Genomic DNA, 18,545 nt, shown 5'->3' on the forward strand with positions numbered 1-18,545 from the left:
GCGCAATGTGAACCCAATTCGGTTGCCGATAGCGCCCATTGCAACGGTGTCCCAGTCATCTTCAATGGGGCGTGCAACCGATGCGCTGGCCCCCACGGAGTCTGCTCCACCATCACCCCCTGATCCTGCTCATCTTCCGCACGTAACGCTTCAATCGTCCCCGGCCCATGCTCGATCAACAACCTCGCCGTGCGCGCCAACGACAATCGCGCCGAGCCTCCCGTGCCGTCATTCAACCGCAGCGCCAACAACCTGATCGCACTGGCCGCCATCAAGTACCCGGTAGCGTGATCGAGGGCTTGCACCGGCAGTGGCGTCGGCTTGTCCGCCTGCTTCCAGCGCATGCCCGCTTCGGCAATGCCACTGCTCATCTGCACCAGGCTGTCGAAGCCCCGTCGGTTTTGCCAAGGGCCGCTCCAGCCATAGGCGTTGAGGCAAACATCGATCAGGTCGGGGTTCAGTTGCCGGCGTTCATCCATGCCCAGACCAAGTCGCTCCAGCGCATCGGCGCGATAGCCGTGGAGCAGAATGTCGGCGTCCTTGAGCAGACACTCGAATACAGCGCGATCGGAGCTGTCGTTCAGATCAAGACGCGCGCAACGTTTTCCCAAGGTGACCTCCGGTACCACCCCGGGCTCGTTCCAGGTCGGCGGATCGATGCGCAAGACATCGGCGCCCAGGCCTGCCAGAAAGCGACTGGCGATGGGACCTGCCAGTACTCGGGTCAAGTCCAGCACCTTGATGCCGGCCAGCGGGCGAGCCACTGAACCAGTCCAGGGTTTGCGGCTCTGGATTGGATGGTTGGCGAACAGAACCAAGGGTTCGGCATTCACTGCCTGGCCTTGAGGATGGACCTGCCATTGTTCCCAGGTGCGCATTTCGGCAGCGCAACCACCGGCATTGACCACCGCCTGCTCCAGCTCGCTGTTCGCCCATCGAGCCACTTTGTCGGCCATCGCTGCGCGGTCGATACAGTGGCCGAGCACGCTTTCGGCAGCGGCGCGGTGATGGGGTGCGTTGGTGTGCAGGCGAATCCAGCCATCGCGGGTGGCGTAGTCACCGGCCACCGGGTCCCACAACGGCGGAATGCTCCAGCCAAGCGGACGAATCGAGGTTGCGAACCAGAATGATGCGAGGCGTCGGTCGACCTCAAGGTCGGGCAGGTGCCCGGTTTGCTGGTGCAGCAGTTCGCTGACGGCCTGGCCTGCGGCAGCGATGCCGGCGCAGGCCAGATCCGTAACGGCAAACGCCGAGGGCAGGGCGCCGCTGGACGTGAATGGAATCGGGGTGTGAGGCAAACCGAGTGCGGCTTGAACGGACGTGAGCAGATCAGTCATCGAAGGGCCCTCCGGAGCGAGAGCCCGATCTTAGATCAAATCAGGTGACAAGCCCGCTCCCACATTTATCGGTGGTGCTTCCTAAACGCGGAACTGATCCATCAACTTCATCTGGTGGGTGGTCAGGGCGTTGAGTTGGCTGCTGATCTGCGCCGACTCGGTGGCCTGGCCGGTCAGGGTTTCGGTGACGGTGCGGATCGCCGAGACATTGCGGTTGACCTCTTCGGCGACGGCGCTTTGCTGTTCGGCGGCGCTGGCGATTTGCAGGTTCATGTCGCTGATCACGGTGACCGCGTCGCTGATCTTGCCCAAGGCCTGGACCGCCTGCTGGATCTGTCCGGCGTTGCTGTGGGCCTGGGTCTGGCTTGAGTGCATGGTGGCGACCACGCCGCGGGTGCCGGACTGGATGCGTTCGATCACCAGGCGAATTTCTTCCACCGAGTCCTGGGTACGCTTGGCCAGGTTGCGCACTTCATCGGCGACCACCGCGAATCCCCGGCCGCTTTCACCGGCACGGGCGGCTTCGATGGCGGCGTTGAGCGCCAGCAGGTTGGTTTGTTCGGCGATACTGCGAATCACCTCCAGCACCGAACCGATCTGCTCGCTGTTGACCGCGAGGGCTTCGACTTCGGTCACGGCCTTGCTGACCTCTTCGGCCAGTTGATTGATGTCGCGGGTGCTGCGTTCGATGATCGACATGCCGTCGCGGGCCGACTGGTCGGCACCCTTCGCCGCGTTGGCCGCGTTCGAGGCGCTGTTGGCGACGTCGTGGGCGGTGGCGCTCATTTCGTTGGACGCGGTGGCGACCTGGTCGATTTCGCGGAATTGCACCTGCATGCCTTCACTGGTCTGGCGGGCGATTTCCGAAGACTGGTCGGCGGTGCCTCGGGCATCGGTGATGCTTTGCTTGATCTGTGCGATGGTCGGTTGCAGCTTGTCGAGGAAGCGGTTGAACCAGCTCACCAGTTCGCCCAGTTCGTCTTTCTTGCTGTAGTGCAGGCGCTGGGTCAGGTCGCCGTCGCCGCTGGCAATCGCCTTGAGCATGTCGGCCACGCTGTTGATCGGGCGGGTCACGCCGGACGCGGTGAGCCACATCAGCAACAGCCCGAGCAGACCGGCAATCACTGCCACCGACAGCGCCTTGAGCGTGCCGCTTTGCTGGGCATCGTCGAGTACCGCTTGCAGCTTCACCGAGTCGGCCAGCAGCACTTGCCGGGGCAGGTCGATCACCACGGCCCAGGCCTTGGCGTCGGCAATCGGGCTGACCGGGTACACCGCGCGGATCAACTCGCCTTGCTGGAGAATCTTCGGCGCGCCATTGCCGAGCAATTGCAGGATGTCCTTGCCATCGCCGCCCAGGGTGTCGCCGATGTTCTTGCCGACTTTGCCGGCATCGACACTGTAGGCGGCCAGCACGCCAGTGCCGGAAACGATCAGCATGTGCCCGGCACTGTTGAACAGGTCGCGCTGGGAGTCGACCGCCGCCGCTTGCAGGGCGTCGAGGGCGATGTCGATACCGACCACGCCGATGGACTTGCCATCCACCAGCAGCGGTACGGAAATGGTGGTCATCAACATTTCCTTGTTGCCGACCGTATCGGCATAGGGGTCGAGCAGGCAGATGCGCTTGCTGTCCCGCGGACAGGTGTACCAGACGTTGTACGGCGTACCGCTGAGGTTCAGGGTAGTCTTGGTCATGTCCTCTTCGACCATGATCGTGTTGAGGGCATCACCCCCGGCGCGGCTCCAGTACGTGGCGAAACGTCCGATCTCGTTGGATTGGCGGGCGGCGTCATTGACGAACTCGCTGTCCTTGCCATCCAGGCCGTTGGGTTCGAACGCCAGCCAGATCCCCAGCACCTTGCTGTTGCGCTCGAACGCGGTTTTCAGGCTCTGGTTCAACTCTTCACGCAGGGCGCCGGGTTCGAGGGCGCGCTTGGCGGCCAGGTTGCGCATGTCCTGGATCTGGTCCGCGAGAGCGGTCACCACCGTCAGGGTTTCACCGAAGGTCTTTTGCACCCGCACGGCTTGCTCGGCGGCCTTGGCCTGGAGCAGGTCCTGCACACTGGCGGTGAGCATCCTGCTGCTGGAATCGCTGACCAAGTCATCGTTCTGATTGGTCTGATAGATGTTCATGCCCACTATCAAGGCGACTACGCCCAGCAGGCACAGACCGGACAGCAGGACGATTTTCAGGCGGATGGACAGTGAGTCGAACATAGGGCGAGCTCGCGAATGGATGAAGTGTTGGCTGTGGGCCGTCGCGGCTCACTCGCTAAATCCATTTAGCGCCGATCAATGCACATCGGCGTGGCGATGAGGTTACATGAGGGGCATCCCGACGAACGGTAATGGTTGAACGTTTGCGCAGGAAAATGTGCCGAAAATGGGGGTGAAAAGAGGAAAAAAGCGCGGGAGCGTTCAGGGTGGTTACGCCAAGGATTCCGGCTTCGAGCCGCCCTGAGTGAAACTCTCGAAATACATATGTACCGCTTCTCATTAAGGGCAGACCGCTTAAATACGCGGGCCACCTCGGTGGAACGATTGCGGAAGTTTTCGGATCCGGCATCTGACAGAAAATAATGAGAAGGACTTCATGTGTATGACTTGTTTTAAAGGGATAGGGTTTCGCTCGGTAGCATTGTTTTGGGGGATGTTATTGGCGGCAGGGACGGCACCTGCGATGTCTTTTCTGAACTCGGCCGCAGTTTCGGGTATCGCGTCCCAAATAACCCCGGCGGCCACGGTACTGCCGGACAAACTGAACACCCTCAAGGAAAGTCTGGCTGACGAAGCGGATGTGAAACATTACAGCTTCGTGCCTGTGCGGGGCCAAGATGTGTTGATCCATGCGGGTGACACGAAAGGCGGGCCATTGATGTTGGAATACAATCGCAACGGACGCTGGGCTGCTATTCCTTGGGGGGCACCTTTCACGGTGTCTGGCCTGAAGCCGAATGAGGAAGTTCAGGTTCGCATCTCGAAAAAGCCGTCTGCTCCCTTCGTAGCGGGTGATATCTACAAGCTCGAGTTTGGCTCAGCGCCTTACTACACCGACAGTCGTGTCCAGGGCGATACCGGTGATCTGCGGCACTACTGGGCGACTACGCAGGCCTACCGAGTCTTGAGTTGGTCGGTCCGGTTGAGTGATTCGACAGGGCAGCCGGTCGAAGGTGCTACCGCCACTTTGAAGTTGGACAAAGGGGCGGATGAGACCCCATACGACCTTGTAACGGATGTTACCGGTAATGCCGTGGGTGTCGTTCAGTTGGGCGGGTGTTATGGGCAGCTGAAGTCTGAGCCTTTCTGGACCAGCAGTGGCAAGTACCGATATAAGTGGGAAGTTGAATATAACCTGGGACATTGGTTGATCCAGATTCAAGGCAAAGAGGCGTCGGGGGTGGGAGGACACAACGTACCGAATGTTTCATTCGCACATATATGTTATCAGAATATGTTGCGTAACTAAGCCTGTCAGGTCCCCGGCAAAGCGCACATATATGTTCGCTTTGCCGGGTTCTATCGAACGATCAGGCCTCGATGTGCAGGCCCTGTTTTTTCTCGATCGGATTCTTCTCGGCCTTTTTATGCAATTGATCCAGCCAGGAGTCTGGACTTCCCAAGTCCAGCGCACCTTTATTCATCAGTAATCCATAGTCAATCATCTTGTGGAAGTTGCTCAGGTCCAGTTTTACCTTGCCCTCAAACTGTGGCTTATCCAGCTGAGTCAACTCGATTACGGCCTTGGCGTGCTTGAGGGTCAGGGGTTGCAAGCCTTTGGCCTCGTTCAACAGGGTATTCAATATTTCCTCATCCCTGGCAGTCAGGGTGTCGGGGGGCGAAGTGACTTTCAACTGCCCGTCTTCGGCCACGGTGAAGCCCATTACGTTATGGGCCAGACCAGACCATTTGCTTTGCAGGTCTTTTTTGAAGTCGGAGTAAATCCCTTCCATTCTTTTGAGCACCAGATCTGCCTGGAATGCATGATGCCTAATCATTGAATTTCTAAAGCTTTCTATCAGAGGAGGTAGGTCATAGAACCCGCTAAGTGATTCGAGCGAATTCAAAAATTCATCCACCTCATTCAGTTTTTCGCTGCTGAGATTTCTAGCTACACCTTGAGGCGCTCGGAGTTTCTCGATGGTCAACCTTAACCTGTCATCCATTACCGAAATGTCGAATTTCTCAGGCTGGGCTTTTTCCGTGTTCGCTTTCAATGTTTGCGGATACGGAACTTGAAAAGATGCAGCGGCACTTACATTCATGTCAGCTTCTCGTCGTGGGGTTTCATGGTGCTTAACGGCCAACCCCGGAAATGGATGACCTGATAAACACGTAGGAGAAATCCGAACAGGAAGTAGGTACTTTCAAGTGTGCCGTTGTCGGCTGTTACAGGGCGGTTTGAAGAGGCTTCAGGTGACTTGCGGCAGTGATTCCGGCCGTGACCAGATCCACAGGTTGCCCAGCCCCATCCCGGCAATCGCCAGGTAAATCGGCCAGCCGTGATCGAGCATCACCAGCATCAGACCGGCACACAACAGCATGCTGACCGTGGCGCTGACTTTTGCCCGACGCGCGATGATCTTGCCGTTGCGCCAGTTATGGAGGATAGGGCCGAACAGCCGGTGGTTTTCCAGCCAGGCGCTCAGGCGCGGCGAACTGCGGGTCGCGGCCCAGGCGGCCAGCAGGATGAACTCGGTGGTTGGCAGGCCGGGTATGACGATGGCGATCAGGCCGATGCCCAGGCTGACATAGGCCAGCAGGCCGAAGAGGAGGCGGGAGAGTTTTGAAGAGGCAGGCATGGGTTCAAGGCAACACGTGAGGCGAATCGAAATCCTACAGACTTGCTTCGTCCAATGTGGAAGCGGCGGTGCGGCGATCCGACTTGCTCGCGAAGGCGGTCTGACATTCAAAAAACATGTCGACTGATACTCCGCTTTCGTCGGAACGCCGCCCGGAGCAAGCCCGCTCCCATAGGGACAGCGGTGTGTCAGGCGACTTCCGGCGCGCTGGCGTAAGCCTGCTCCAGCAACACGGTAAACCGGTTGAACGCGTCGATGGCGCCTTTTTCCACTTCGGCTTCTTCCTGGGTGCTGAATGCCAGGCCGTCCAGGGTCTGGACGAAGCGCTTCCAACCTTCAGCGCGGCCACCGGCCGGTTCGCCGAGGTGGCGGGCGCCGAAGGTTTCGCTCAGGCCAAGGCCCACGGCACGCTTGATCAGGAACGCCGCACCGAGCTTCGAGCCTTCCGAAACAAAGATCCAGCCGAGGGCTTCAGCCTTGGTCGGGTTCTTCAGTGCGCCGGCCACAGGTGTCGGCACGTCGGTGTCCAGGTCCGCGAGGTCGGCCCTGGCGGCATCGGCACGGCAGCGGGCCGGCAGATCCGGGACGATGGCGGTCAGTTCGGCATCGTTGTACAGCGACACCAGTTCCGACTGGAACAGGTACTGCGCTACCACGAAGCGGGCGAAATTGGCCGGGGTTTCAAACGGGGAGTGGGCCTTGACCAGGGCATCGAGCTTGCTGTGCGGCTCGTTGGTGATCTGGTTCAATCGCTGTGAGCGCAGGTTGGGGCGTTGTTCGGTGGCCTGGGTAGTCATGGCAATTCCTTGGAGAAAGAAGAGGCGCTTGGTAACGAGACGAACAGCAAGGCGCCTGACAGTAAAAAAACCTCACCGGGCGGCTTGATGAAACCGCCCAGCGGGATGTGCGGATCAGATATCCCAGATCAGGTTGACCGCAAAGTTGCGACCCGGCTGGGTCAGGCGATCGAGGTTGGCCGGTTGGGTCACCGAGGCCTCGCCGACGCTGTCGTAGCCGCGCACGTCATCCCACAGCCAGTATTTCTTGTCGGTGAGGTTGTAGACGCCGCCGCTGACGGTCACGTCGTCGGTCACTTTGTAGAACGCGCTCAGGTCCAGAATGCCGAAACCGGGGGTCTTGAACTGGGTGCTGGTGCCGTCCGGGGTCTTGAAGCTGGTGCTGTCGACGCGGTCCTTCTTCTTCACCAGGGTCCAGCTGAGCAAACCGCCGTAGGTATCCTGGTCGTAGCCGAGGCCGAATACACCGGTCAGCGGGTTGACGCTGTTGAGCGGCTCGCCGTTGTCGTCATTGCGACCGTAGGCATAGGCCACCGAGCCCTGGGTGTAGAGGCCTTGCGGCGCGCCGAAGGCGTCGAGGTTCAGGCGGCCCTTGACCTCGGCCCCCTTGATGGTGGCGTGCTTGATGTTGTTGCTCTGGAACGTGGTCTCGGTGTAGCCCGGAGTGATGGCGTTCTCGTTAATGAAGTCGCGGTACTTGTTGTAGAACACCGCCACATCAAACGAGCCCTGCTCGAAGTTGCCGCGCAAACCCGTTTCGTAGCTTTTGCTCTTTTCCGGTTCGAGGTCCGGATTAGGCGCGACCCGATAGCCGCCGGCGATGTTTTCGAAACGACCATACAACGCCTTGGCGGTCGGGGTGCGGAAGCCTTCGGCGTATTGGCCGTACCAGGTGTAGTGATCGTTGAAGCTGTAGGTGGTGCCGAATTTCGGCGACAGGCGATGCCAGGTCTTGGTCTCGTCGCTCACCGTGCCGTTGCCGCTCTGGTCGGCGGTGGCCAGGAACTCGTCGGTGATATGCGGCTTGAGCTGGGTGTAGTCGTAGCGTGCACCGGGCAGGAAGGTCCAGTTGCCCCAGCTGATCTGATCCTGGGCGAACAGGGCGTAGCTATTGATGGTCGGGTCCGGGAAGTCACTGGCGGGTGTCAGCGTGTCGCTGGCGCTAGGGGCGCCAATGACACGGCAGGCACCGGCCACGGTCAGGCAGGTGCCGGTACCGGTACGCAGGCCGGTGACTTTGTCCTGCTTGATGGTGGTGCCATAGGTGACGAAGTGATCGGTATCGGCGATGGCAAACGACTTGTCAGCCTGGGCATCGAATACCCATTGGCGATCCTTGTAAGTCGTATCACGGTTACGCAGCACGGTCCGCGACGGCGGCGCGTAGATCTCTTCGGTGCTCTGGTCGGTCTTGGCGATCTGGTAGTTCAGCGTCCACTTGATGTTGTCAGCCAGAGTGCTGTCCAGACCGAAGCTGTGTTCCAGGCCAAAGCGTTCGCGGGTGATCGTGTCGTTACCGGTACGGGACTTGTAGTAGCCGAACCCGCGTCCGGCATTGAACGGGCCGCCCACTGCGCTCAATTGATTGGTGTCGCGGTCGTCCTTGTAATGCTCGTAGGTCAGGCCAAAACGCGCGTCGTCGGCGTAATTCCAGCCCAGTTTGGCCAGCACGCTGGTGGTGCGCGCGTCCTGGGGGTTGGCCTCCGTGCGGTTCAGACCAGTGCCGCCGGTATCGCCATAGGACTCTGTTTCATGGCCGTTGCGTTGACTCAGATGCAAAAGGCCATCGAACTCGCCGGTGCGGCCGGCGACGGTGCCGGAAGTCAGCCAGCTGTCGTCGGCGGAGCTGTAGCCGGTTTTCAGGCGCGCGCCGACATCCTTGCCTGGCTTGATGATGTCGTCCGGGTCCAGCGTGTAGTAGCTGACCGCACCGCCAATGGCGCTGCTGCCATACAGCACCGACGCCGGGCCCCGGAGGATTTCCACACGCTTGACGATTTCCGGATCGACATAGTTGCGGTTGGTCTGGGCATAGGGGCCGTTGAAGAAACCGTCGGGTACCTGCACGCCATCGACCTGGGTCAGCACGCGGTCGCCATCGATGCCGCGAATGTTGTAACCCGTGATGCCGGCGCGTTGGCCTGAACCACCCACCGAAACACCGGGCTCGTAACGCACCAGTTCCTTGATGGTGTTGACGTTGTTTCGGTCCAGATCTTCGCGAGTGTAGACAGAGACCGTGCTCGGTACGCTGTTCACATCCTGCTCGTTACGGGTGGCGCTGATGGTCACCTGTTGCAGGTTGAGCGTACTGCTGCCACTGCGCTTTTCCAGGACGATGCTGTTGTTGCCCAGTTTGCGATAGCCCAGGTTGGTCCCCACCAACAGGCGATCCAGGGCGTTCTCCGGCGACAGGGAACCGCGGACTCCCGGCGAGGCCACACCTTGTGCCAGCTCCGACGACACGCCGACCTGCCAGCCCGTCACGGCGGTAAAGGCATTGAGTGCCGACACCAGTGATTGCTGGGGAATGGCGAATGCGTAGTCGCCCATTTTGCGGGTCGACTGCTCGGTAGTGGTGGCGGCCATGAGCGGTGCGGTACCGGCCATCAGGATGGCGGCGGTCAGCAGCGACAGCACGCGGGAAGGTGTAGGGGCTTGGCGGGTAAGGCGAGGGGACATCGATAGCGCTCCGTGTCGCACGAATCTTTATAGGTGCTGATTGGCAGGGTTAGATGCGAATCAATTGCATTGGCTATAACGAGACGTACGGGGTTTGGCTATCGAGTAAAAATAATTCTCATTCAGTTCAGGATGACCAGCGCCGGGAATTCCTGGAGCCGGGCCGAGGTGATATGGGCCAGGGAGCGAACCACGTCCAGCGGCTGATCGAGGCGGTAGTTGCCCGTCACGGTGACATCGGCCAACTGCTCGTTGTTGTTGATGATCCAGCCCGGGTAGTAGCGGCGAAGTTCTGCCAGCACCTGGTTCAACGGGCAGTTTTCGAACACCAGACGTCCCTGGACCCACGCCAGGTCGGTGGCGGCATCCAGCTTGGCCGGGCGGTCGAAGCCGTTGGGGCCGATGCGAATGCTTTCCCCGGCGGACAAGCGCACCCGGGCGTCATTGCGGGTGGCGCGCAAGTCGACATCGCCGCGCTGTACCCGCACCTGTGCCACGCCGTCGAGGTAACGCACGGCAAACGCGGTATCGCGAACGCTGGCCGTGACCGGTCCGGCATCGATTTCCAGGGGTTGGCCGCGATTGGCCTGCACTTCGAAAAACGCTTCGCCCTGATACAGACGGGCAACACGTTGCTGGTCGTTGATGGTGCTTGAAAACGCCGAATTGGTATTGAGCAGGACCCTGGAGCCGTCCTCCAATTGCAGGCGCTGGCGCTCGCCGACCACGGTCAGGTGATCGGCCTGCAGGCGCATCGGCAAACTGCTGAAACTGAACAGCCCGAGCAGCAGCACGGCGGCGGTGGCCAGTGGTTTCCAGTGCGGACGCAGACGGGCAATGGCAGTGACTTTCGCGGGGCGCGCAGCCAGGCTTTGCGCGCACTGCGCCACTTGTGGGCCGTCCCAGATCGCCTGGGCCTTGGCGAACGCCTGGGCATTCAACGGATCGGCGTCAAGCCATGCATGGAATTGGCGGGTCTGCTCCTCGTCGGGACTGTCGAGCACGATCAGCCAGTCCAGGGCCTGGTCCATCGCGCTTGCGGGGTCCTGCGCCGATGAAGGCTCTGGGGAGCGGTGGTTGTCCGTCACGGCGTTTCCTCGGCAGTGTCTGTGCACGGCTGTTTTTTTAGTGAAGCGTAGAAAGTGGGCCAAGGGTAGCAAAGCCCGATGATCAGCGCAGTCGGTCCAGATAAGCGCAGGGCCTTGGCGCTCAGTTGGCGTTCATGCGATCGGCAACCCCGATGCAGATCGACATGATCAGTTTGAGTTCTTTCTGCACAGTACTGAGGGACACGTTCAGCTCCTCGGCGATTTCCTGGTAGCTGTGCCCGTGCAGGCGGCTGAGGATGAAAATTCGCTGTTGGCGGGCGCTGAGTTGACCGAGGCTCACGTTCAGGCGCTCCAGCAATTGTTCGGCATGGGCGGCGTCTTCGGCGCTGCTGGTGGGGGCGGCGATGCTGTGCACCAACTCCTGCGGCACGTCATCGACCATGGTGCGCGAATGGATGCGCCGCGCGCGCAAATGGTCCAGCGCCAGGTTGCGTGCCGTCTGGAAGACAAAGGGCTCAAGATGATCGATGGCCCGTTCGCTCAATGCACGGGTCACCCGCAGGTAGGTTTCCTGCAAGAGGTCTTCAGCAGTGCTGTGATTGTTGACCATCCGTTCCAGCGTGCGCAGCAGGGAGGTGCGCTGGGTGAGGAAAACGTGGTTGAAGCGCGACTGACTCACGGGAGAACCTGATCCATTTCGAGTAGATGATAATGCTTATCATCTACTCGAGTGGTCAAGTCCTGATTTGTGAAGCTTTATGCGCGGCCCTGCAAGTAGGTGGCGTAATCGGGAATCCGATGGGGGTGCGCCTGATCCATCAGCGGGCTGCTGAGCAGGTAGTCTGCGCTGCATTCGTTGCACGCCACCGGGATGTTCCACACCGCCGCGACCCGCAGCAACGCCTTGATGTCCGGGTCGTGGGGCTGGGGTTCGAACGGGTCCCAGAAAAACACCAGCATGTCGACCCGCTGCTCGGCGATTTGCGCGCCGAGCTGTTGGTCGCCGCCCAACGGCCCGCTGATCATGCTTTGCACCGGCAGGTCGAGGCGTTGTTGCAACAACAACCCCGTGGTGCCGGTGGCGACCAGATCATGCCGGGCCAGCCTGTCTTTTTGCCGTTCGGCCCAGTCCAGCAAGAACACCTTGCAGTGGTCATGGGCGACCAGGGCGATACGCTTGCGCGCCGCCATGGTCTTTTGCGTAAAGCTGATGCCGATCATGGGGGGCTCCAGGACATGAATACGATGCTGTGCATTGCACACATCTGTAGGAGCTGCCGGAGGCTGCGATCTTTTGATCTTGTTCTTAAAAAGCAAAATCAAAAGATCGCAGCCTCCGGCAGCTCCTACAGTCGTAAGCTTCGCTTACTCGGCGTTGCACAGCGCCAGGCAGTTATCGAGCATGCGGTTGGAGAAACCCCATTCGTTGTCGTACCAGGCCAGTACCTTGAGCAGCTTGCCGCTGGACTTGGTGTGGTTGGCATCGAAGATCGACGACAGCGGGTTGTGGTTGAAGTCGCTGGAAACCAGCGGCAGGGTGTTATAGCCAAGGATCTTAGAGTGCTGGCTGGCTTGCTTGAGCAGCGCGTTGACTTCCTCTGCGCTGGCTTCTTTTTTCAGTTGCACGGTCAGGTCCACCAGCGACACGTTGATCACCGGGACGCGCACCGCCATGCCGGTCAGTTTGCCTGCCAGTTCCGGCAGCACCAGGCCGACCGCTTCGGCGGCACCGGTCTTGCTCGGGATCATGTTCTGGGTGGCCGAACGGGCACGGTACGGGTCAGTGTGGTAGACGTCGGTCAGGTTCTGGTCGTTGGTGTAGGCGTGAATGGTGGTCATCAGACCGCTTTCGATGCCCAACTCGCGATGCAACACCTGGGCCACCGGAGCCAGGCAGTTGGTGGTGCACGACGCGTTGGAAATGATCTGGTGCGATTGGCGCAGAATGTCGTGGTTCACCCCGTAAACGACGGTGGCGTCGGCGCCTTTGGCCGGGGCCGAGATGATCACTTTGCGCGCGCCCGCCGTAATATGCGCGGCGGCCTTGGCCCGGTCGGTGAACAGACCGGTGCATTCGAACACTACATCAATCTTTTCCGCGGCCCAGGGCAGGTCGGCCGGGTTGCGGATGGCACTGACCGAAATGCGGTCGCCGTTGACCGTCAGGCTCTCCTGGTCATGCTGGACATCGGCATCGAACGTGCCGTGAACGGTGTCGTACTTGAGCAGATGAGCATTGATCGCGCTGTCGCCCAGGTCGTTGATGGCGACGATCTGCAGATCCTGACGGTAGCCCTGGGTATAGAGTGCTCGCAGGACATTACGGCCGATGCGGCCAAAACCATTGATTGCGATTCGAAGAGTCATAGTGCGGCGCTACCGTCGTTTTGTTGTTGGAATTACAAGATTATTCGCAAAAAAATAGAAAACAAGCCTTTTTAATGGCAATATTTTGTTCAATCTACAACGAGTGACCTGAATCAACTGGTCCAACCGATCAAGAAAACCGTCTGTCATCCCATCGACACCGGGCTTTGATCAGCATAGACAATCAGGTCGCCACATCCGTTAGCCTGGAGTTCTACACATGCATCCCCGCGTCCTTGAGGTCACCGAACGGCTTATCGCCCGCAGCCGCGCCACGCGTGAGGCTTACCTTGCATTGATTCGCGGTGCGGCCAGCGACGGTCCGATGCGCGGCAAGCTGCAATGCGCCAACTTCGCCCACGGCGTGGCCGGATGCGGCAGCGACGACAAGCACAGCCTGCGGATGATGAACTCCGCCAACATTGCGATTGTTTCGTCATATAACGACATGCTCTCGGCGCACCAGCCGTACGAAGTCTTTCCGGAGATGATCAAAAAGGCTCTGCGCGAGATCGGCTCCGTCGGCCAGTTCGCCGGCGGCACCCCGGCCATGTGCGATGGCGTGACCCAGGGCGAGCCGGGCATGGAACTGAGCCTGCCGAGCCGCGAAGTGATCGCGTTGTCCACGGCCGTGGCGCTGTCCCACAACATGTTCGACGGCGCACTGCTGCTTGGCATCTGCGACAAGATCGTGCCGGGCCTGATGATGGGCGCCCTGCGCTTTGGCCATCTGCCGATGATTTTCGTGCCGGGTGGGCCGATGGTCTCGGGCATTTCCAACAAGCAGAAAGCCGACGTGCGCCAGAAGTACGCCGAAGGCAAGGCAACTCGCGAAGAGTTGCTGGAATCGGAAATGAAGTCCTACCACAGCCCTGGCACTTGCACCTTCTACGGCACCGCCAACACCAACCAGTTGCTGATGGAAGTCATGGGCCTGCACCTGCCGGGCGCGTCCTTCGTCAACCCGAACACGCCGTTGCGCGATGCCTTGACCCGCGAAGCGGCGCATCAGGTCACGCGTTTGACCAAGCAGAACGGTGACTACATCCCGATCGGTGAAATCGTCGATGAGCGTTCGCTGGTCAACTCGATTGTCGCGCTGCACGCCACCGGCGGCTCGACCAACCACACCCTGCACATGCCGGCCATCGCCATGGCAGCGGGCATTCAATTGACCTGGCAGGACATGGCCGACCTCTCCGAAGTCGTGCCGACCCTCAGCCACGTCTACCCGAACGGTAAAGCCGACATCAACCACTTCCAGGCCGCGGGGGGCATGTCGTTCCTGATCCGTGAGCTGCTGGAAGCCGGGTTGCTCCATGAAAACGTCAATACCGTGATGGGCCATGGCCTGAGCCGCTACACCCAGGAGCCGTTCCTCGACAATGGCCAACTGGTCTGGCGCGAAGGCGTGACCGACAGCCTCGATGAAAGCATCCTGCGTCCGGTCGCCCGTGCATTCTCGGCCGAAGGTGGCTTGCGGGTGATGGAAGGTAACCTCGGTCGTGGCGTGATGAAAGTCTCCGCCGTGGCCGTGGAAAACCAGATCGTCGAAGCGCCGGCCATGGTGTTCCAGGATCAGCAGGACCTGGCCGATGCGTTCAAGGCCGGTTTGCTGGAGAAGGATTTTGTCGCGGTGATGCGCTTCCAGGGCCCGCGCTCCAACGGCATGCCGGAGCTGCACAAGATGACGCCGTTCCTCGGCGTGCTGCAGGATCGCGGCTTCAAAGTCGCGCTGGTGACCGACGGGCGCATGTCCGGTGCGTCGGGGAAAATCCCGGCGGCCATTCATGTCAGCCCCGAAGCTTATGTCGGTGGCGCTTTGGCGCGGGTGCAAGAGGGCGATATCATCCGCGTCGATGGCGTCAAAGGCACCCTGGAGCTTATGGTGGACGCCGAAGAATTCGCAGCGCGCACGCCGGCCAAAGGCCTGTTGGGCAACAACATCGGCACCGGTCGCGAGCTGTTCGGTTTCATGCGCATGGCCTTCAGCTCGGCGGAGCAGGGCGCCAGCGCCTTCACTTCTGCCCTGGAGACGCTTAATTGAAACTGGCTTTGGTCGGTGACATCGGTGGGACCAACGCACGTTTCGCGTTGTGGAAAAACCAGCAACTGGAATCGGTCCAGGTACTGGCAACGGCAGATTTCCCCAGCCCTATCGATGCGATCAGCTTCTATTTGAATGGCCTGGGGCTGGCGCCGGGTGCGATCGGTTCGGTGTGCCTGTCGGTGGCAGGCCCGGTGAGCGGTGATGAATTCAAATTCACCAACAATCACTGGCGCCTGAGCCGCAAGGGCTTTTGCCAGACCTTGCAGGTGGATCAGCTGTTGCTGGTCAACGACTTCTCGGCCATGGCCCTGGGCATGACCCGTTTGCAGCCCGGCGAATTCCGCGTGGTCTGCGCGGGCACGCCCGAGCCGTTGCGCCCGGCGGTGGTGATTGGCCCGGGCACCGGCCTGGGCGTCGGCACCTTGCTCGATCTGGGCGAGGGCCGTTTTGCCGCATTGCCGGGGGAGGGTGGTCACGTCGATCTGCCATTGAGCAGTGCACGTGAAACCCAGCTCTGGCAGCACATCTTCAACGAAATCGGCCATGTCAGTGCGGAAACAGCCCTGAGCGGTGGCGGCTTGCCCCGTGTCTATCGGGCGATCTGTGCGGTGGACGGGCACACGCCTGTGCTCGATACGCCGGAAGCGATTACTGCTGCCGGGCTGGCGGGCGACCCGATTGCCGTGGAAGTGCTTGAGCAGTTCTGCTGCTGGCTCGGTCGCGTGGCCGGCAACAACGTGCTGACCACCGGTGGACGCGGTGGCGTGTACATCGTGGGCGGGGTGATTCCGCGGTTTGCCGATTTCTTCCTCGAAAGCGGTTTCGCCCGCTGCTTCGCCGACAAGGGTTGCATGAGCGATTACTTCAAGGGGATTCCGGTGTGGCTGGTGACGGCGCCGTATTCGGGATTGATGGGTGCGGGTGTGGCTTTGGAGCAATCTCTCCCAGCCTGAAATACGATCAAAATGTGGGAGCGGGCTTGCTCGCGAAAGCAGTGTGTCAGTCAACCAATATGTTGAATGTTACGACGCCTTCGCGAGCAAGCCCGCTCCCACAGTTGTTTCTGTGGTGTTTGTAAAATCAGTGCTTAAGGCATAATCCGCCCAATTCAAACAACAAGGACGCCTTCCTGTGAGCTCAGTCAACAAGTCGATTTTGTTGGTCGATGACGATCAAGAGATACGCGAGTTGCTGGATACCTACCTGACCCGCGCCGGATTTCAGGTCCGTACCACGCCCGACGGTGCCGGCTTTCGCCAGGCGCTGAACGAGGCGCCGAGTGATCTGGTGATCCTTGATGTGATGTTGCCCGACGAAGACGGCTTCAGCCTGTGCCGCTGGATTCGCCAGCATCCGCGTCAGGCGCAGGTGCCAATCATCATGCTCACCGCCAGTTCCGATGAAGCCGATCGCGTCATCGGCCTGGAACTGGGTGCCGACGATTACCTCGGCAAGCCCTTCAGCCCACGGGAATTGCAGGCGCGGATCAAGGCGTTGCTGCGCCGCGCGCAGTTCGGTCAGGAGCGCAGTGGCGGTGAGGTGCTGGCCTTCGATGACTGGCGGCTGGACATGGTCAGCCATCGGCTGTTCCACATCGACGGCGAAGAGGTGATTCTCTCGGGCGCCGACTTTGCGCTGCTGAAGTTGTTTCTCGATCACCCGCAGGAAATCCTCGACCGCGACACCATCGGCAACGCCACCCGTGGCCGTGATCTGATGCCCCTGGATCGCATCGTCGACATGGCGGTCAGCCGGTTGCGCCAGCGCCTGCGTGACACCGAGAAACCGCCGCGGCTGATCCGCACCGTGCGTGGCAGCGGTTACCAACTGGCAGCCAACGTGGTTGCCAGCAATGGTCACTGAGACTTTACGCAAGCTCGCCGACAAGGTGCCGATGCCGCGTTCGCTGCTCGGGCGGATGTTGCTGTTGACCCTGCTGGCGGTGTTGTTCGCCCAAGCACTGTCGAGTGTGATCTGGGTGTCGCAACTGCGTGCCACGCAACTCGAGGGCCTGGTCACCAGCGCCCGTAGCCTGGCCCATTCAATGACCGCCAGCGTCAGTTATTTCCGTTCGTTGCCGGTGGCGTTTCGCCCCTTGGTGCTCGATCAGTTGCGCAGCATGGGCGGCACCCGGTTCGTGGTGACGCTCAACGACAAGCCGCTGGGCATGGAAGTGTTACCCATTACTCCACGCAAAGAGGCGGTGCTCAAGGCGGTGGACGAAGTGCTGCGCCAGTCTCTCGGCCAGGACACCGACATCTCGGTGACTTTCGTCAGCCCGCAAGACCTGCGCATCTTCAATGGCGGCCTCAAGCTTGATGAGTTGCCACGCTCCTGGGCGCACTACGCGCTGACCCTGGAGCCGGTGAATCCGCCGGTGCTGGTCACACAGATCCAGATGGCGCCGGGCGAATGGCTGTACATCGCCTCGCTGTTGCCCGAGCCCTACACCAGCCTTGAAGAGCAGGGCCTGCCGGCGCAGCAGGTGTGGTTCATTGTCCTGACCAGCAGCTTTTTGCTGTTGTTCATCGGCCTGCTGGTGCACTGGCAGAGTCGTCCGCTCAAGCGCCTGGCGCGGGCGGCGCGGGACCTGTCGCTGGGGGCCGATGTGGAACCGGTGGCCGAGGGCGGTGGCAGCGAAGTGGTCGAGGTCGGGCGCGCCTTCAACACCATGCGCGAGCGCATCAGTCGTTACCTGACCGAGCGCAGCCAGTTGTTCAGCGCCATTTCCCACGACCTGCGCACGCCGATCACCCGCTTGCGCCTGCGGGTTGAATTGCTCGAAGACGAAACACTGCAAGCCAAGTTCGGGCGCGACCTGGACGAGCTCGAATTGCTGGTCAAGGGTGCGCTGCAATGCGTGAAAGACACCGACATCCACGAGAACATCGAGCCGGTGGACCTCAACCATGTGCTCGATTGCCTGGTGGAACCCTATCTCGCGCCGAACGGCAACGGCCGCGTTACCCAGCAGGGGCGGGCGCTGGCGTCCTATCCGGGCAAGCCGCTGGCGCTCAAGCGCTGCATCGGCAACCTGATCGACAATGCGTTGAAGTACGGGCAGAACGCGCACCTGCACATCGATGACGATGAAAGCGCGTTCATCCTGCATGTCGATGATGAGGGGCCGGGCGTGCCGGAGCAGCGCCTGGAGCAGGTGTTCGAACCGCACTTCCGCCTGGCCGGGCAGCAGCAGGGTTATGGCTTGGGCTTGGGGATTGCCCGCAACATTGCCCATAGCCATGGCGGTGAGGTCAGCTTGCAGAATTTGCGTGAGGGCGGGTTGCGGGTGACCCTGCAGTTACCCCGCTCGATGGATTGAAAGTCAAAAGATCGCAGCCTTCGGCAGCTCCTACATGGATCCCTGTAGGAGCTGCCGAAGGCTGCGATCTTTTGATCTTGCTATGCAATTGTCACAGCCTGGTGACATAACCCACCCCCTTCGTTACAAGCCCGCCTTC

General features: G+C 60.6%; 15 protein-coding genes and 1 pseudogene. 5 read left to right on the plus strand and 11 right to left on the minus strand.

The window, feature by feature from the left end:
- From ACM6G4_RS04735 to ACM6G4_RS04745, 3 genes and pseudogenes are all read right to left on the minus strand, one after another.
- A partial coding sequence (locus ACM6G4_RS04735) for a CoA transferase (RefSeq protein ID WP_414913151.1) occupies positions 1-1,337 on the minus strand: 1,337 nt, incomplete at its 3' end.
- A gap of 81 nt (positions 1,338-1,418) precedes the next feature.
- On the minus strand, positions 1,419-2,174 hold the full coding sequence (locus ACM6G4_RS04740) for a methyl-accepting chemotaxis protein (protein ID WP_411741798.1): 756 nt from the start codon (positions 2,172-2,174) through the stop codon (positions 1,419-1,421).
- 150 nt (positions 2,175-2,324) lie between these two features.
- Positions 2,325-3,557, minus strand: a pseudogene (locus ACM6G4_RS04745) (chemotaxis protein); the annotation flags it as partial.
- A gap of 382 nt (positions 3,558-3,939) precedes the next feature.
- Between ACM6G4_RS04745 and ACM6G4_RS04750 the strand changes: the two are divergent.
- Complete coding sequence (locus tag ACM6G4_RS04750; protein ID WP_414913152.1) at positions 3,940-4,806, plus strand: hypothetical protein; 867 nt, start codon at positions 3,940-3,942, stop codon at positions 4,804-4,806.
- A gap of 61 nt (positions 4,807-4,867) precedes the next feature.
- Here ACM6G4_RS04750 and ACM6G4_RS04755 read toward each other — a convergent pair whose 3' ends face one another.
- The 8 genes from ACM6G4_RS04755 to gap all read right to left on the minus strand — a co-directional run bounded on the left by ACM6G4_RS04755 (position 4,868) and on the right by gap (position 13,034).
- Complete coding sequence (locus tag ACM6G4_RS04755) at positions 4,868-5,602, minus strand: hypothetical protein (RefSeq protein ID WP_414913153.1); 735 nt, start codon at positions 5,600-5,602, stop codon at positions 4,868-4,870.
- Positions 5,603-5,749: 147 nt separating this feature from the next.
- Complete coding sequence (locus tag ACM6G4_RS04760) at positions 5,750-6,139, minus strand: YbaN family protein (protein ID WP_056725980.1); 390 nt, start codon at positions 6,137-6,139, stop codon at positions 5,750-5,752.
- A 188-nt stretch (positions 6,140-6,327) separates the two neighbouring features.
- The gene (locus ACM6G4_RS04765; protein WP_056725978.1) at positions 6,328-6,936 is read right to left on the minus strand and encodes a biliverdin-producing heme oxygenase; all 609 of its coding nucleotides are present in this window, start codon (positions 6,934-6,936) and stop codon (positions 6,328-6,330) included.
- 114 nt (positions 6,937-7,050) lie between these two features.
- Positions 7,051-9,618: a TonB-dependent receptor gene (locus ACM6G4_RS04770; RefSeq protein WP_414913154.1), complete on the minus strand. Its 2,568-nt coding sequence runs from the start codon at positions 9,616-9,618 to the stop codon at positions 7,051-7,053.
- A gap of 122 nt (positions 9,619-9,740) precedes the next feature.
- Positions 9,741-10,706, minus strand: coding sequence for a FecR family protein (locus tag ACM6G4_RS04775; RefSeq protein ID WP_414913155.1), 966 nt, complete (start codon positions 10,704-10,706; stop codon positions 9,741-9,743).
- A gap of 121 nt (positions 10,707-10,827) precedes the next feature.
- Entirely contained in the window at positions 10,828-11,346 is a 519-nt protein-coding gene (locus ACM6G4_RS04780) for an RNA polymerase sigma factor (RefSeq protein WP_414913156.1), read from the minus strand.
- Positions 11,347-11,423: 77 nt separating this feature from the next.
- The gene (locus ACM6G4_RS04785) at positions 11,424-11,888 is read right to left on the minus strand and encodes a methylglyoxal synthase (protein ID WP_056725971.1); all 465 of its coding nucleotides are present in this window, start codon (positions 11,886-11,888) and stop codon (positions 11,424-11,426) included.
- 144 nt (positions 11,889-12,032) lie between these two features.
- Entirely contained in the window at positions 12,033-13,034 is a 1,002-nt protein-coding gene (gene gap / locus ACM6G4_RS04790; RefSeq protein WP_056725969.1) for a type I glyceraldehyde-3-phosphate dehydrogenase, read from the minus strand.
- A 220-nt stretch (positions 13,035-13,254) separates the two neighbouring features.
- Between gap and edd the strand changes: the two genes are divergently transcribed.
- The 4 genes from edd to ACM6G4_RS04810 all read left to right on the plus strand — a co-directional run bounded on the left by edd (position 13,255) and on the right by ACM6G4_RS04810 (position 18,406).
- Complete coding sequence (gene edd / locus ACM6G4_RS04795) at positions 13,255-15,081, plus strand: phosphogluconate dehydratase (RefSeq protein ID WP_056725966.1); 1,827 nt, start codon at positions 13,255-13,257, stop codon at positions 15,079-15,081.
- Entirely contained in the window at positions 15,078-16,037 is a 960-nt protein-coding gene (locus ACM6G4_RS04800) for a glucokinase (RefSeq protein WP_056725964.1), read from the plus strand. Before edd ends, ACM6G4_RS04800 begins: the two co-directional genes overlap by 4 nt.
- A gap of 178 nt (positions 16,038-16,215) precedes the next feature.
- The gene (locus tag ACM6G4_RS04805; protein ID WP_056725962.1) at positions 16,216-16,947 is read left to right on the plus strand and encodes a response regulator; all 732 of its coding nucleotides are present in this window, start codon (positions 16,216-16,218) and stop codon (positions 16,945-16,947) included.
- A 31-nt stretch (positions 16,948-16,978) separates the two neighbouring features.
- Positions 16,979-18,406: an ATP-binding protein gene (locus ACM6G4_RS04810; protein WP_201783892.1), complete on the plus strand. Its 1,428-nt coding sequence runs from the start codon at positions 16,979-16,981 to the stop codon at positions 18,404-18,406.
- Positions 18,407-18,545: the final 139 nt, after the last annotated feature.

The sequence above is a fragment of the Pseudomonas sp. IT-P258 genome (assembly GCF_949767825.1).
In the GTDB taxonomy this organism is placed as follows: domain Bacteria; phylum Pseudomonadota; class Gammaproteobacteria; order Pseudomonadales; family Pseudomonadaceae; genus Aquipseudomonas; species Aquipseudomonas monachiensis.